The organism is Heyndrickxia coagulans DSM 1 = ATCC 7050 (genome assembly GCF_000290615.1).
Lineage (GTDB): Bacteria > Bacillota > Bacilli > Bacillales > Bacillaceae_C > Weizmannia > Weizmannia coagulans.
In genome coordinates this window covers 1-16,141 of record NZ_ALAS01000208.1, presented here as the reverse complement: position 1 = coordinate 16,141, position 16,141 = coordinate 1, and the positions used below count along the sequence as shown (strand labels likewise).

Genomic DNA, 16,141 nt, shown 5'->3' with positions numbered 1-16,141 from the left:
TGTTCATTCAAGGTGTACATTTAGATGATAGAGTGTCTTCCCATTTTTTTCCACTCATTTGCCCCTTCGAGTAAAATTTTACACATACTTCAGGGAACCCGGAAAATTTTCACACATTTATGTGAATCTTTTCGCATAATATTCATTGACAGCCGGCTTATCCGCCACCACATGCAAAAAGCGGGCCCCTTAAAGGAGTCCCGCTTTTTTCGGCATATGCACGCCGCTTTTTTCAATGCGGCGGACAGCTTCCATGAGCCTTTCTTCATCCTGTACAAGCGCGATTCTGACATATCCTTCGCCGTGGGGGCCAAAGGCGTTGCCGGGCGTGACCACAACGCCGGCTTTGTCCATCAGTTCATATGTAAAAGCGAGGGACTTTTTGCCTTCGGGGATTTTGGCCCACAAAAACATCGTGGCATCAGACGGGCGGATTTCCCAGCCGATCCGGGATAATCCGGAAACAAACAAATCCCTTCTTTTCTCATACAGCGCAGCATTCCGGCGTGCGAATTCCCTGCCGTTTGCCAAAGCAGCGGCAGCCGCCCTTTGGACCGGTTCAAAAATGCCGTAATCCATATGCGATTTCATTTGGGCAAACAGCCGGATCACTTCCCGGTTCCCTGCCAGAAAACCGATCCGTGCCCCAGCCAAGTTAAAGCTTTTCGATAAGGAATTAAATTCAACCCCCACATCTTTTGCCCCGGCGACGGACAGGAAACTGACCGGCTTTTTCCCGTTAAAGACGAGTTCGCAATAGGCAAAATCGTGGACGACCACGAGATCATATTGTTTTGCGAACCGGACGACCTCTTCAAAAAATTTTTTCTCAGCAAGCACCGGAATCGGGTTGCCCGGAAAATTCAGCATCATCATTTTCGCTTTTTTCGCGACCTCTTCCGGAATTTTTGACAAATCCGGCATAAAACCGTTCTCTTCCAGAAGCGGCATCGGGTAAGGCACGGCTTCCGCCAGTTTCACCCCTGATTCATAGGCTGTATAACCGGGATCCGGAACAAGAATGATATCACCGGGGTTGCAAAATACGAGCGGAAGATGGATAATGCCGTCCTGGGAACCCGCAAGCTGAATGATCTCGTGTTCAGGATCCAGTTTCACCCCGAACTGTTCGTAATAACGGGCCGCCGCCTGGTAGAAAGCCCCGATCCCGGAAATCGTATACCCATATTGGCGCGGGTCGGCTGCATTTTGGGCCATTTCTTCCATTACAAAAGCAGGCGGCGCCTGATCCGGGCTCCCGATGCTTAAGTCAATCATCCGGCTGCCTTCTTTTATTTTTTTCTTTTTGTACGCCAAAAGCTCATTGAAAATCAACGTCGGTAACTGGTTCATGCGTCTTGCAGTGTCAACCAAAAGCTTCTCCTCCCAATTTCCCGGCCTCAAGGCTTTGTGTGCCTGTTCCAGGATGCATCAGCATAAAATGCGTTTATAATCATTTATTATACCACAATTTCCGGCATCCCGGGAGCTGTTATCATACAGTTACAGGTTGGAAGCGAAGGATCCGGCCCGGTTAAAAAGCCGGGCGATTGTTTAAGAACGCCCGCTTCTTGTGCTTTTGATCCCGCAGCCACGCTTGCATGTATCAAAGAGCCGCTTGTTCAATCCGGTGTGCGGAGTTGTTTTTCCGCCATCTGAAGCTGTGCCGCCACTTGTGCATGGCCTGTTCCCCCGGCGCTGTTCCGCATTTTGACAACATGTTCCGGTTTCAGCACTTCAAAAATATCGGCTTCAAAAAGCGAGCTGAACGACTGATATTCATCCAGTGTCAGGTCAAGCAAATACTTGCCGTGCTGAATGCCATAAAGGACAATCTGCCCGATCACCGCATGCGCCTCACGGAACGGCAGCCCTTTTTTTGCCAAATAATCGGCAATATCGGTTGCATTCGCGTAATCGTTCGAGACAGCCCGGAACATCTTCTCCCGGTTCACTTTCATCGTTTCAATCATCGGCGCAAGCAGCTTAAGCGCCCCTTGAAGCGTATCAGCCGTATCAAAAATGCCTTCTTTATCTTCCTGCATGTCTTTATTATAGGCAAGCGGCAACCCTTTCAGGACGGTCAACAGCCCGATGAGGTTCCCGAACACCCTTCCCGTTTTCCCGCGCAAAAGTTCGGGGACATCCGGATTTTTCTTTTGCGGCATAATGCTTGACCCCGTGCAAAAAGAATCATCCAGCTCGATAAACTGGAATTCCTGGCTCGACCATAGCACCAGTTCTTCCGACAAACGGGAAATATGCGTCATCAGAATGGCGGCATTTGCCAAAAATTCAAGCACAAAGTCGCGGTCGCTGACAGCATCCAGGCTGTTCGGATAAATGCGGGAAAATCCGAGCAGTTCGCGCGTCCGTTCCCTGTCAATCGGAAAAGTCGTCCCGGCAAGCGCCCCGGCACCGAGCGGCAGCCAGTCCGTCCGCTTTAAGCTGTCTGAAAATCTCTCTTTATCACGTTCCAGCATCCAAAAATAAGCGAGAAGATGGTGGGCAAACAACACCGGCTGCGCCCGTTGCAGATGGGTGTAACCGGGCATCATCGTTTCTTTGTTTTCTTTTGCTTTCGTCACGATGGCTTCCTGGACGAGCGCAATCAGGCGGATCATTTCTTTTGTCGTTTTCCGGACATACAGGTGCATATCGGTCGCAACCTGGTCATTCCGGCTCCGCCCTGTATGCAGCTTCCCGCCGGCAGGGCCGATTTCATCCATCAGCATTTTTTCGATATTCATATGGATATCTTCATTCTCAACTGTAAATGCTGCTTCCCCGTTTTTAATTTTTTCGGCAATTTTCCGAAGCCCTGCTTTGATCTGTTCCACATCGTTCTCAGGCAAAATGCCGCATTCGCCAAGCATTTGGACATGGGCAAGGCTCCCTTCAATATCTTCAAAAGCAAGCCTTTGGTCATATCCGATCGAAGCTGTATAGGTTTCAACAAGCTGATTCGTTTCCTTTGTAAAACGTCCGCCCCAAAGCTTTGACAATGTCATTTCCTCCTGCTGCAATAGAATTAAAAAATGAAGGCTGCACGGCAAACCGCCACAGCCTTCCGGATATTTTACCGTTTTCTCCCGGCCCGGTAAACAGGTGAAAAATACCTGAACGGGCCGGTTCCAACCTTGAAATTTGCCGTGCTTATGATTTAACATCAGAAACAACGGCCAAATGGCTTATTGATTTAACACTTTCCCGTTTTCCTGGATTTCGGCAAATACTTTTGTCGGCAGCCCCCACAGTTTGATGAAGCCGACTGCAGCATTATGGTCAAACGAATCGCCTTTCAAATAGGTCGCCAGTTCTTCATTATACAGGCTGTATGGGGATTTTCTTGCCACTACCGTGTGGGTGCCTTTAAACAGTTTCACGCGGACCGTGCCGGTGACCGTTTTCTGTGTTTCCTCGACAAACGCATCGAGCGCGGCCTTTAACGGCGAATACCAGAGCCCTTCATAAATGATTTTGGTCAACTGCTGTTCCACCGTTGTTTTAAATTGTGTCACTTCACGTGGCAGCGTTAAAAATTCCAGTTCTTTATGGGCATTGATCAGCACGACTGCAGCAGGGTTTTCGTATACTTCGCGCGATTTGATCCCGACAAGGCGGTTTTCAATATGGTCGATTCTGCCGATGCCATGTTTGCCGGCTGTCAGGTTCAGCTCTTCGATCATTTGGACGAGGCCCATCGCTTTGCCGTTTAAGGCAACCGGGACGCCTTTTTCAAACGTAATTTCAATATATTCTGGCTCATCCGGCGTCATTTCGATCGGCGCAGTCCAGTCGAATGCTGCTTCCGGCGCTTCGTTCCAAGGATTTTCAAGGACGCCGGCTTCGCACGCTCTTCCCCATATATTGGCATCAATCGAAAACGGATTATCTAAGTCTACCGGAATCGGAATATTGTTTTTCTCCGCATATGCAATTTCTTCATCGCGGGTCATGCCCCATTCACGGACAGGCGCAACGACTTTCAGGTTCGGGTTCAGCGCCTGAACGGACACTTCAAAACGGACCTGGTCGTTCCCTTTTCCGGTACAGCCGTGCGCCACGGCAACGGCGCCTTCCTGTTCCGCGACATCTACCAAAAGCTTTGAAATAAGCGGGCGGCTGATCGCAGAAGACAGCGGATATTTTCCTTCATAGAGCGCATTTGCCTTTAATGCCGGCAATATATAATCTTTTGCAAGCATTTCTTTCCCGTCTATGATCACAGCTTTGATTGCACCGACATTCAGCGCTTTCTGGCGGATTGCATTTAAATCTTTGCCTTCGCCGACGTCAATGCCAAGCGCAATAACATCATAGCCGTATTTTTCCTGAATCCATTTAATCGATACGGATGTATCCAAACCGCCTGAGTAGGCCAATACAATTTTTTCCTTTGCCATTTCTCTCTCCCTGCCTCTTTGTATAATTAATATTGAAGTTGAATTTTTATACACCCATTATATCGGATTCATTAAAAATTTTCCAGTAGTTTTTTTAAAATGGCTTTATGGGCATGGAGCCGGTTCTCCGCCTCGTCAAAAACCGCGGAATGCGGGCCGTCAATGACCGCCTCCGTGACTTCTTCGCCGCGGTGGGCGGGCAGGCAATGGAGGAAAAGAAAATCTTTTTTTGCCAGTTTGCATAATGATTCATTTACCTGATAATCTTGTAAATCTTCGAGCCGTTTCTTCGTTTCGTCTTCCTGCCCCATGCTCGCCCACACATCGGTGATGACCACATCGGCATTCCGGATCATTTCTTCCGGGTTTTGGCCCATTTCAATACAGACCCCTTTTTTGGCCGCTTCTTTTTGAGCCCCGGCAAGAATGCCGGCATTCGGCAAATAGCCTTCCGGGGCAGCGACGGACATATGCATACCCGCCTTTGCCGCCCCCTCGAGCAATGAGTGGCACATATTGTTATTGCCGTCCCCGAGGTAGCAGATTTTGAGCCCGGCCAGTTGTCCTTTATATTCCTGAATGGTCAGCAAATCGGCCAAAACCTGGGTCGGATGGTGCAGATCGGTCAGCCCGTTGATCACAGGGACATCTGCGTGGCGCGCAAAAGATTCGATGGTTTCGTGCGCGAATGTGCGGATCATCAGGCAGTCGACATAACGCGACAACACTTTTGCCGTGTCATGGATCGTCTCACCGCGCCCGAGCTGAATATCCCTTGAACTGAGGAAAAGAGCGTGGCCGCCGAGCTGGAGCATGCCGGCTTCAAATGAAACCCGGGTGCGCGTGGATGATTTTTCAAAAATCATACCGAGCACTTTCCCTTTTAAGTACGGGGTCTCCTTCCCTTCTTTATGCGCTTTTTTTAAAGCGGCCGCTTCCTGGAGCAGATCGTTCAGCTCCTCTTCCTGCAGCGCGCCGATTGTTAAAAAATCTTTCTTTTTCGTACGGGCCAATGTCGCCATCTGTATCTTCCTTTCTGCTAAACTTCTGCTTTTATACGGTTAAAATCGTGAAGCGGGGCCACTTTTGGCGTTGTCCCTGTGGCATAGCGGGTAATGGCTTCCAATGTATCCAGACAGGTAAACAGCGGAATATGGAAACGCATCGCTGCTTCACGCAGCTTGCTGCCGCCCCTTCTTTGGTCCCGCCCTTTTGTCGGGATGACCACCGCAGCGGTCACGGGTTGCTGTTCGAAAAAGGCGGGGGCATCCTTAAAGGTCACTGTTTCCGCCGCCACGCCGTTTTTCGCCAGGAACCGGGCCGTATGTTCCGTTGCGGCAATCCGGTAGCCTCTGTCCGCCAGTGTTTTCAATACCGGGAGCGCGGCTGCTTTTTCGCGGTCCGTCACCGAGCAAAATACAAATTGTTCTTCAAGCGGCGGCTCAAACACCGGGTCATGGACGGACAGAAGCGTTTTTTCGAGTGCTTCCCCGAATGTCCGGGCAAGGCCAAGCACCTCGCCTGTTGATTTCATTTCAGGCCCTAAAACAGGGTCGACATCTTTCAGTTTTATATAGGAAAATACCGGTGCCTTCACGGCGACAAGTTCCGGCGGTGCAGGAAGCCCTTTTTCCGCAAGCGGTTTTCCGAGTTGTACGGCAATGGCGAGATCAATCATCGGAATGCCGGTGACTTTGCTTAAAATTGGGACGGTTCTTGAAGCACGCGGATTCACTTCCAGCACGTAAACGGTCCCTTCATAAATTAAAAACTGGATATTGGCAATGCCTTTGATTTTGCCCTTTAAACAGATTTTTTCGGCATACCGGATAAGCGTTTCCTGCACAGACGGTCCTAAGTGCCGGGGCGGATAAACGGCCATGCTGTCGCCGGAGTGGACGCCCGCTTTTTCAATATGTTCAAAAATGCCCGGGATGAGCACCTTCTCCCCGTCACAAATGCAGTCGAGTTCGCATTCCGTACCCGGCAAATACTGGTCAATCATAAGCGGCCAGCTTTTTTCGCTTGCGTACTTCAACGCACCAGCATAAGCGTTGAGTTCGTCTTCGTGGTAAAAAATGAACATTGACTGTCCGCCAATAACATAGGACGGGCGGACAAGCACCGGAAACGAAAGGTCTTTTGCTGCCCGTTTCAGTTCTTCTGCATCATAGGCGGTATGCCCTTTAATATGCGGAATGCCAAGCTCATCCAGCAGCTTGTAAAAAAGGTTGCGATCCTCAAGCTGGTCGATTTGTTCCACGTTCGTTCCAAACAGTTTCACGCCTTCCGCTTCAAGGCTCGATGCGACATTGATCGCGGTCTGGCCGCCGAATTGCGTGAAGACGCCGGCCACCTGCTCTTTTTCAATAATATGCAGCAAATCTTCCGGGCGCAGCGGGTCAAAATACAATTTATCCGCCATTGAAAAATCAGTGCTGACCGTCTCCGGATTGTTGTTTACGACAATCGTTTCATAGCCAAGTTGTTTGAGCGCCATAACGGCATGGACCGAGCAGTAATCAAATTCAATCCCCTGCCCGATGCGGATCGGGCCGGAACCGATGATCAGCACTTTCGGGCGGTTTGACACTTCCACTTCATCCCGGCCGCCCCAGGTGGAATAGTAGTACGGCGTTTGCGCCTCAAACTCGGCGGCACAGGTGTCGACAAGTTTATAAACCGGCACAAGCCCGAGTTGTTTTCTTTTTTCGCGCACCGCTTTTTCGCTGCATCCGCATAATGCCGAAAGACACTCATCACTGATGTTCATTTTTTTAGCTGCGCGCAGCAAAGCATCCGGTATGGCATCGATCGTATATTGTTTACATGTTTCTTCCATATCCACAATATTTTTTATTTTTTCAAGAAACCAGCGGTCGATTTCCGTGTATTTTTCAATGTCAGAAAGCGCCATGCCTTTGCGCATCGCTTCTGCCACCGCAAACAGGCGGATATCGGTCGCTTCCGTCAAAAGCGGGACCAAATCATCCGGCTGTTTTTCGGCAAGCGCCGGATAGAAAAGGCCTGAAAGCCCGAGTTCAAGCGAACGGATCCCTTTGTTAAGCGCCCCTTCAAATGTGCGGTCGATCGCCATCGCTTCGCCGGTCGCCTTCATTTGCGTGCCAAGTTTCCGGTCCGCTTCCGTAAATTTGTCAAACGGAAAGCGCGGAATTTTTACGACAACATAATCAAGGGCCGGTTCGAAGGAGGCAAACGTGTTGCCGGTTACCGGGTTTAAAATTTCATCCAGATGATAGCCGATTGCGCATTTCGTCGCAATGCGGGCGATCGGGTAACCGGTTGCTTTCGAAGCCAGGGCGGATGACCGGCTGACGCGCGGATTGACTTCAATAATATTGTACTGGTCGGAACACGGATCGAGCGCGAACTGGATGTTGCACCCGCCGATCACCCCGAGCGCGCGGATCACTTTTAAAGAAGCGTCCCGGAGCAGCTGGTACTGCACATCCGATAAAGTCTGCGATGGCGCGACCACAATCGAGTCGCCCGTGTGCACCCCGACGGGATCGATATTTTCCATATTGCAGACAATGATGCACGTGTCGTTTGCATCGCGCACGACTTCGTATTCAATTTCTTTCCAGCCTTTGATGCTTTTTTCAAGCAGCACCTGGTGGATCGGGCTCAGGTCAAGGCCGCGCTGCAGCACTTCCCGCAGTTCCTTGTCATTGGCCGCAAATCCCCCGCCGGAGCCGCCAAGCGTATAGGCGGGGCGGATAATGACGGGATAGCCGATTTTTTTCGCAAACGCCAGCCCGTCCTCCATATTTTCCACAATTTTTGACTGCGGGATCGGTTCCCCGATATCAAGCATCAACTGGCGGAATTTTTCGCGGTCTTCCCCCTTCTGGATCGATTCCACCGGCGTCCCGAGCAATTGTACCCCGTACTTATCGAGAATCCCCGCTTCATAGAGCTGGACGGCGAGATTCAGGCCGGTCTGCCCGCCCAATGTCCCGATAATGCCGTCCGGACGCTCTTTTTGTAAAATCTGTTCTATCGACTCCACCGTCAGGGGGTCAAAATAAATCCGGTCGGCCATTTCTTCATCTGTCATGATCGTTGCCGGATTGCTGTTGACAAGCACGACCTCAATCCCTTCTTCTTTCAAGGCGAGGCAGCTCTGCGTCCCCGCATAATCAAATTCGGCGGCCTGGCCGATGACAATCGGGCCGGAGCCGATCACAAGCACTTTTTTGATCGATTTATTGAATGGCATAAGACAAAACTCCCGCTCTTTGTTGTACTCGTTGTAAAAACTGGTCAAAAATGTATTCGGAATCACGCGGCCCCGGATGCGCTTCCGGGTGGAACTGGACGGAGAAAACCGGCAAGTCCGGATGGATGCAGCCTTCAACCGTGCCGTCATTCACATTCTTAAAGGAAAGTTCCAGTTCCGTCCCGGCAAGTGATGCTTCATCGACAACATAGCCATGGTTTTGGGCCGTCATCAACACTTTGCCTGTCTTTAAATCTTTAACCGGGTGGTTGCCGCCCCTGTGGCCGAACGGCAGCTTTTTCGTCTTTGCCCCGTAAGCGAGTGCCAATAGCTGGTGTCCGAGGCAAATGCCAAGCACCGGGTAAGCGGCGCTCACTTTTTTGATTTCCGGCAGCCACTCGGCCAGTTTAGCAGGATCCCCAGGGCCGTTTGAAATGACAATGCCGTCAGGTGCAAGTTCCGCCATTTGTTTTGCCGTAAAATCAAAGGGTACGACGGTCACTTTGCAGTTGCGGTCAAGCAAGTATTGCAGAATGGATTTTTTGTAGCCGAAATCCATCAAAGCAATGTGCAAAGGGCCGTCTCCATAGGTTTCCGGTTGTTTTATGGCAACTTCGGCTACGAAAAATTCATCACCGCCGCATGGCACTTTTTGATCGCGGGACGTTGAAACAAGGCCGCGCACAGTGCCGCGTTTGCGGATCGTTTTTACAAGCGCGCGCGTGTCCACCCCTGAAAGGCAAGGGACATCCGACTTTTCCAAAAAGGAAAGGGCCGTTTTTTCTACTTTATAAAAACTCGGGCTTGCGCATATTTCGCCGGTCACAACCGCGCGCGCCGAGATGCTTTTGCTTTCGTGATCATCGCCGTTTACGCCGTAATTGCCAATTAAAGGGTAACAAAACACCAGGATCTGCCCGGTGTACGACGGGTCGGTCATCATTTCCTGATATCCCGTCATGCCGGTGTTAAATACCACTTCTCCCGTTGTTTCAGCGGGATTTCCCGCAAAAAAGCCTTCAAAAATTTCTCCCGTTTCAAGAATGAGATATCCTCTTGCCACGTTTTCTGTCCTCCCTTGTCTCTTTGCCGGTTAAAGATCGTTTTGGTTTGCCTTGGCAAAAACCGTTTGCATTTTTTTGGCAAAAAGCGCCGTTTCCTTTTCCGTAATCACAAGCGGCGGCAACAGGCGGACCACATGCGGCCCTGCTGTTAATACAAGCAAATGCTCGGTCAATGCCACCCGGGTGATTGTCGCAGCTTCCATTTCCGTTTCAAGGCCGGCCATCAGCCCTTTTCCGCGGATTTCTTTAATAAAAGGAAATTGTGCTTTCAACTCTTCCAGTTTTGCCCAAAAATCGATGCTCTGTTTTTGGACATGTTCGATGATATCCTCTTCCGCAAACGTTTCAAGTGTCGCCAGGCCGGCTGTCGCGGATAGCGGGTTGCCGCCAAAAGTGCTGCCGTGCGTGCCGGGCGTAAAGCTTTGCGCAATTTTTTCTTTCGCGAGCATGGCGCCAATCGGAATGCCAGACCCCAGCCCTTTTGCAAGCGTCATGATATCCGGTTCGAAGCCGTACTGTTCATAGGCAAACAGTGTACCGGTCCGGCCCATGCCCGTCTGCACTTCATCCACAATGATTGCACAATCGTTCGCCCTGCACGCGCGGACAAGGGCATCCACCCATTCCTGTTCTGCCGGAATGACGCCGCCTTCCCCCTGAATCAGTTCAAACATGACGGCAATGGGCTTTATTTTTGCGAGATCGCGGAGTGCCGCAATGTCGTTAAACGGCAAATAGATGAATCCCGGCACAAGCGGTTCAAAGCCATGCTGGATTTTTTCCTGTGCCGTTGCCGACAATGTCCCGAGTGTCCGGCCGTGGAACGAATGCTTAAAGGTGACGATGGGCCCCGATTTGCCGCGTTTTTTTGCATCGAGGCGGGCCAGTTTGATCGCCGCTTCATTGGCTTCCGCGCCGCTGTTTGCAAAAAACGCCCGGTCAAATGCGCTTAAAGCTGCCAGTTTTTCAGCCAGCTCTTCCTGCGGCCCGATCTCAAACAGATTGGAAGTATGCCAGATTCGGTCTAGCTGGCCGGCCACTTTGTTTTTTACTTTTTCGGGGACATGGCCGAGATTGCAAACGGCAATGCCCGAAGTGAAATCCAAATATTTTTCTCCGTTTTCATCCCATACATAACTGCCTTTTCCTTTTACAAACTTTACCGGCGTCCGGCTGTACGTCTGCATAAGTGCTTGTTTCTGTACCGTTTGCGCCATCTTATCCATCGATCAAAACCCCGTTCCCTGTAAATTTCGTCCCGGTTTTTCCGCCGCCTGCCAAAAACAGGAGGCTGTCTTCTTCTGTCCCGTCCACAATCACCACTTCTTTTACGCCGGACCGGATGCATTCCACTGCTGCCCGGACTTTTGGAATCATGCCGCCAGTAATGACTTGCTTTTGGATGAGCCCGTCAACCTGCCCGGGGGTAAGATAAGGGAGCACTTTCCCTTCCATCATGACCCCGGGGACATCCGTCACCATCCAAACACGCGCGTTCATTTTTCGGGCAACCGCGGCTGCCGCCAAATCAGCATTGACATTCAAGCGCTGGCCGTTTTTATCCGCCGCAACCGGGGAAATGACCGGGATAAACTGCTGCCGCAATAAAGCATGCAGCACCTGTTCATTTACCGATTCGATTTCCCCGACATACCCGAGATTGGGTGCCTCAATCTTTCTGGCTGTTAAAAGCCCTGAGTCGGTTCCGCTGATGCCGACCGCTTTGGCCCCCGCCTGTGAGAGCCGGCGCGTAATCCATTTGTTGATGGAACCGGAAAGCACCATCTCAACGACGTTTAACACCGGCTCGGTTGTGACACGCATCCCGTTTTTGAATTGCGACTTGATCTGCATTTTTTCCAGCATGGTCGATATCGCCGGCCCCCCGCCGTGGACGATAACAGGATCAAGCCCGAATCGCGCTTTGATTTGCACCAGATTTTCAAAAAATGCATCCGGCAGCTGATGGAGGATGCTGCCGCCGCACTTGATGACAACGTATGCCAATTTGGCCCACCCCTTATAAATAGTTATTATCTTGTATAATTATGCAAAAATGTGTGCACCAACATTATGAACGGTAAGTGGCATTGATTTTCACATAATCATAGGTCAGGTCGCATCCCCACGCCGTACCCTGGCAAGTTCCGGCCCCGAGGTCGATGGCCATACAGATTTTGTCATTTTCCTTTAAATAGGCATGTGCCTCGTCTTCGGAATAGGAAGCCGGCATGCCTTTTTCGACTACGGAAATCCCGCCGATACGGACAGAAAGCGCCTGTTCATCCACTTGGACGCCGCTGTATCCGATCGCATTGATAATCCTTCCCCAGTTCGCATCGGCGCCAAAGATAGCGGCTTTTACCAAATTTGAGCCGATAACGGTTTTTGCGGCTGCTTGCGCCTCTTTTTCCGTTTCAGCCCCGGTTACACAGACTTCAACCAGTTTCGTCGCGCCTTCCCCGTCCCTTGCAATTTGTTTGGCAAGTTCCCGGGCAATATAGGCAAAGCTTTCTGCAAATTTTTTCCAATCCGGGTGTGCGTATGAAAGCGTATCATTTCCGGCCAGCCCGTTTGCCATCACAATCACCATGTCATTTGTGCTTGTGTCGCCGTCCACCGTGATCATATTGAACGTTTCATCGACCGTTTGTTTCAGCAGGTTTTGCAATGCAGCCGCTTCCACTTTGGCATCTGTCGTCATAAAAGCGAGCATCGTTGCCATGTTTGGATGGATCATCCCCGATCCTTTGGCGCAGCCGGCAACGGTGACCGTTTTCCCGCCAATTTCAAGTGTTGCGCAGGCGCGTTTTTGAAAGGTGTCCGTCGTGAGTATCGCTTTTTCAAAAAGGTCTGGATGGGACGCCCCCTCTCCTTTATCGATACGGCGGATGCCGGTTTCAATTTTTTCAACCGGCAAAAACTCGCCAATGACACCTGTTGAGGCAACGCCGACCTGGTTTTCGTTTACGCCGATTTGGGCGGCGAACCATTTCCGCATCAGGCGGGCGTGGCGGAGGCCTTCACTGCCTGTAAAGGAGTTTGCATTTCCCGAATTCACAATGATGCCGGACAGCTTCCCGCTTTCCACAATGCTTTCCTTTGTGACCTGGATGGGCGCTGCCTGAAACTGATTCGTCGTATAGACCGCAGCCGCTTGTGCCGGGACAGCGGAGTAAAGCCACCCAAGGTCCGGGCGTTTTCTTTTAATGCCGCAATGGAGCCCGCCGGCAAAAAATCCAGCCGGGCTCGAGATGTTTCCGTCCGTTTTGGTAAAAAATGCAGTACTTTCTTTCTCATATAATTGATTCATTGCCATCCTCCATATATAAACGGTATGTTTAAGATTGCCTTATGGATAAACCGGAATAGACTTGAGCCCTGTATCTTCTTCCAGCCCGAAAAGCAGATTCATATTTTGGACTGCCTGCCCGCTTGCACCTTTTACAAGATTGTCAATGGCAGAAATGACCACGAGCCTTCCCGTCCGTTCATCCGCATGGACGCCTATATCACAGTAATTTGAGGCGTATACTTCCTTTGTAGATGGAAAAGAACCGGCCGGCCTGATCCGGATAAATTTCCGGCCTTTATACACTTTCCTATAATATTGGCGCACATCTTCAGTGGTGACTTTTTTTGTTAAAGGCGCGTATATCGTGCAAAGAATCCCCCTTGTCATCGGAATGAGATGGGGCGTAAACGAAATTTTCGCTTCCCTTCCGGCAAACTCCTTGATGAACCGCTCGATTTCCGGTGTATGCTGGTGGCTGCCGACTTTGTACGCGCCGGTATTTTCATTTACTTCAGTAAATAAGTTGCTTAGGGAAGGGTTTCTTCCCGCGCCGGAAACACCGGTTTTGCCGTCAATCACAATAAAGGAAGTGTCAATAAGCTCCTCTTGAACAGCCGGGAGAAGCCCTAAAAGCGCTGCGGTCGGAAAGCAGCCGGGATTGGCGATCAATTGCGCTTCTTTTATCCTGTCCGCATTCATTTCAGCAAGGCCGTAGATTGCTTTGTCCAGCTCTTTTTGCGGGGCGGGTTCGCGTTTATACCATTGCCTGTACGCTTCCCCGCCCAGTCTGAAATCCCCGGACAGGTCGATGCACTTTAAACCTTTTTCAACAAAGCGCGGTACCCAGTTTTTTGCTACCCCGGATGGCGTTGCGAAAAACAATAGTTCCACCCTGCCTGCGATTTCATCCGGAACCATGTCTTCCAGTTCGGCTTCGGTGATGTGCTGGAAATGCGGGTAGTGTGCGGTCAGCATCGTGCCTTTTGTGCGATGCGATATCAACATTTCCAGTTGTGCGCGGGGATGGCGGGCAAGAAGTCTGACAAGTTCCGCGCCGCTGTATCCGTTTGCCCCGACAATCCCTATTTTCAACATTTTCATCTCCCTATTGTTATGTATGTGCATTATTATAATTCAATCTGCATGATTATACAAGGCTAAAAATATAAAAAAATAGAAACTTTTCATTTTCGCGAATAACAAAAAAGATCAAGGCCTGCATTTGGCAGGGCTTGATCTTTTTTGTCCGCAAGGAAAGATTATTCGTTTGCCAATACGACGATTTTTCCGTTTGCCGCCGCACCGACATACCGGGTGGCAATTTCAAGCGGAATTCCGAGTTCAAGGATCTTTTCCAATATTTTTTCCGGATATGTTTCTTTTTTGAACAGTGCTTTCAGTTCGTCCATGAGATCCACATCCGTATGAAGGCATATTCCGTTTACGCCTTTTCCGGCTTCACGTCCGACTTCACGGAGGGCCGCATCATTGTTGGCAATGACAGTAATGCGCACATTTTCTCTATGATGCTGTAAAACGGCTTCTGCTGCTTCCCCGGGTCCGGCAAAAATTCCAATTAAATGCATACGCGTGTCCCCATGTCAATTTCCGAAAGAAATGACGAGTTTTTCCAGTTCCGCCGTGCCGGGTTCCGTCATCGTAAAGCCGAGCTTTTCCATTTCTTCAGCCAATGCCGCTGCATGGCTTTGATCTGTGACAATAAAGATGCGGTCGCGCTGAATGGTGTCTTTTACTTTCGCCAAAAAGGAAAACAAAGCGGCGGTTTTCGGTTCTTGAATTTCCCGCATAAAATTGGAGGATTTTTCGGTTACCGGCAAAATCCAAATCTCACATGCAAACGGCATTTTTAAGATTTCATAGAAAGCATCTGTTTTTTCGAGCGGTGTACGCAGCGTATAATCGAAAAACTCATACACTTTCCGGCTGGAAAAAGGGAAGTTTGCAAACGGGCGGGAGCCTTCCTTGTCGAACACGTGAATATCCACTTTCGATTTATTTTTTTCAAAATAATTTTCTTTTTTCGCAGCGGTATTTTGCATCGTAAGTTCCCCCTTGTATGTAAATCAGATTTCTTTTTATATTGCCTTTTTGCCCCGTTCTTAAACACTGAAGCCGGAATGTTTAACCTGTTAACCCGCGGGTAGACAAAAATTGCAAGGCAAAACTGGTACGGGAGTAGGAGCAGATGTTTGTCGTACCGAGCACATACCCGCCTGATCAGGAACCCGAAGAATTTTGCCATCTTTTTATCAATCATTCGGAAGGCAAAGAAAGTGCCAAAGGGAGATGGGCGAGTGGCGAAAGCATGGATGGAAAAGGCGAATTTAAATTCGTCGAACCTTTTGCAACCAATGACCGTGTCGGGCAACAACCGGCACCGCCCTATGTGCACGGGACACTGCCAACCGTTAAATAAAGCAAAAAACCGGGAGAAGGCAAGCCTTCTCCCGGTTTTTTGCTTTTTCTTAATGCGCACCCGCCATCACCGGCTGGCGGTAAGCAGATAGCGACTCATCCATGATTTTTTGAAAAAGCGGCCTAAGATGCGCGGGAACCAGCCGGCCGGCAAAATCCCACGCATTTTGTTCAATCGTAAGCGCCAGTGCTTGCTTTTCCGGCAAACGCCCGGACTCTTCAAAGGCGGCGGACAATGCAGGCAGATTTTCATCCATCGCATGGCCGATTTCATGTGCAAGCACAATCGTAGTGTAAGACATAAACCATTTGCAGCTCCCAAACAATAGCTCGCATTGCCGCCGGATTGTCTCTGTATACAGCGTAATCGTATGGGTGTGCGGATGATATTTGCCGCCAACGAGACGCCCGCCTGGGAACTGTTTCTTTATTTTCAAATGGGCGGTGCACCCGGCGTTTTTTAGTAATTCCGTTGCCATTTCTCTGATTTGCAAAATTCCCCTGTCTCCTTTATCCATATTGGCATTGCTCTTATCATATATTTATGAAAGATCGCGATTGCAATATGTATCTATTTTTTCCGGCATCCGAAGTGGCCGGATGAAAGGGCTTTTTATCCGTTCCGGGCAAAGGGATGCCTGAACCTGGATCCCCAGGACAAAAAAAAAAAAAAAAAAAAAGGCCATAAAGGCCTGTT

The 16,141-nt window shown here is 50.0% G+C and carries 14 protein-coding genes; 1 reads left to right on the top strand and 13 read right to left on the bottom strand.

Annotated features, from left to right (window positions below; translation table 11 throughout):
• Positions 1-189 precede the first annotated feature (189 nt).
• The 12 genes from IC21_RS11485 to IC21_RS11430 form a co-directional block, all read right to left on the bottom strand.
• Positions 190-1,374 (bottom strand): LL-diaminopimelate aminotransferase, encoded by a 1,185-nt coding sequence (locus tag IC21_RS11485; RefSeq protein ID WP_029141470.1) that lies wholly within the window; start codon positions 1,372-1,374, stop codon positions 190-192.
• Positions 1,375-1,622: 248 nt separating this feature from the next.
• Positions 1,623-3,005 (bottom strand): argininosuccinate lyase, encoded by a 1,383-nt coding sequence (gene argH, locus IC21_RS11480; protein ID WP_029141471.1) that lies wholly within the window; start codon positions 3,003-3,005, stop codon positions 1,623-1,625.
• Between the two features lie 186 nt (positions 3,006-3,191).
• Positions 3,192-4,406 (bottom strand): argininosuccinate synthase, encoded by a 1,215-nt coding sequence (locus IC21_RS11475; RefSeq protein ID WP_014098237.1) that lies wholly within the window; start codon positions 4,404-4,406, stop codon positions 3,192-3,194.
• Positions 4,407-4,477: 71 nt separating this feature from the next.
• Positions 4,478-5,428, bottom strand: a complete 951-nt coding sequence (gene argF / locus IC21_RS11470; protein ID WP_029141472.1) for an ornithine carbamoyltransferase — start codon at positions 5,426-5,428, stop codon at positions 4,478-4,480.
• 17 nt (positions 5,429-5,445) lie between these two features.
• Positions 5,446-8,649, bottom strand: a complete 3,204-nt coding sequence (gene carB, locus IC21_RS11465; RefSeq protein WP_029141473.1) for a carbamoyl-phosphate synthase (glutamine-hydrolyzing) large subunit — start codon at positions 8,647-8,649, stop codon at positions 5,446-5,448.
• The gene (locus IC21_RS11460) at positions 8,636-9,712 is read right to left on the bottom strand and encodes a carbamoyl phosphate synthase small subunit (RefSeq protein ID WP_029141474.1); all 1,077 of its coding nucleotides are present in this window, start codon (positions 9,710-9,712) and stop codon (positions 8,636-8,638) included. The genes carB and IC21_RS11460 overlap by 14 nt, the downstream gene beginning before the upstream one ends.
• Positions 9,713-9,742: 30 nt before the next feature.
• Positions 9,743-10,939, bottom strand: a complete 1,197-nt coding sequence (locus tag IC21_RS11455) for an aspartate aminotransferase family protein (RefSeq protein WP_029141475.1) — start codon at positions 10,937-10,939, stop codon at positions 9,743-9,745.
• Positions 10,932-11,720: an acetylglutamate kinase gene (gene argB, locus IC21_RS11450; protein WP_029141476.1), complete on the bottom strand. Its 789-nt coding sequence runs from the start codon at positions 11,718-11,720 to the stop codon at positions 10,932-10,934. Before argB ends, IC21_RS11455 begins: the two co-directional genes overlap by 8 nt.
• A gap of 64 nt (positions 11,721-11,784) precedes the next feature.
• Positions 11,785-13,026, bottom strand: a complete 1,242-nt coding sequence (argJ, locus tag IC21_RS11445) for a bifunctional glutamate N-acetyltransferase/amino-acid acetyltransferase ArgJ (protein WP_019721366.1) — start codon at positions 13,024-13,026, stop codon at positions 11,785-11,787.
• A gap of 39 nt (positions 13,027-13,065) precedes the next feature.
• Positions 13,066-14,103, bottom strand: a complete 1,038-nt coding sequence (gene argC, locus IC21_RS11440) for an N-acetyl-gamma-glutamyl-phosphate reductase (RefSeq protein WP_013859431.1) — start codon at positions 14,101-14,103, stop codon at positions 13,066-13,068.
• A 164-nt stretch (positions 14,104-14,267) separates the two neighbouring features.
• Positions 14,268-14,594 (bottom strand): P-loop NTPase family protein, encoded by a 327-nt coding sequence (locus IC21_RS11435; protein ID WP_017553001.1) that lies wholly within the window; start codon positions 14,592-14,594, stop codon positions 14,268-14,270.
• A 15-nt stretch (positions 14,595-14,609) separates the two neighbouring features.
• A complete protein-coding gene (locus IC21_RS11430) occupies positions 14,610-15,068 on the bottom strand; it encodes a hypothetical protein (protein ID WP_029141477.1) in 459 nt (152 codons plus the stop codon).
• A 146-nt stretch (positions 15,069-15,214) separates the two neighbouring features.
• On the opposite strand from IC21_RS11430, the gene IC21_RS11425 reads away from it, so the two are divergent.
• The gene (locus tag IC21_RS11425; RefSeq protein WP_029141478.1) at positions 15,215-15,445 is read left to right on the top strand and encodes a manganese catalase family protein; all 231 of its coding nucleotides are present in this window, start codon (positions 15,215-15,217) and stop codon (positions 15,443-15,445) included.
• 49 nt (positions 15,446-15,494) lie between these two features.
• Here IC21_RS11425 and IC21_RS11420 read toward each other — a convergent pair whose 3' ends face one another.
• Entirely contained in the window at positions 15,495-15,962 is a 468-nt protein-coding gene (locus IC21_RS11420; protein ID WP_019720375.1) for an MIP/aquaporin family protein, read from the bottom strand.
• Positions 15,963-16,141 lie beyond the last annotated feature (179 nt).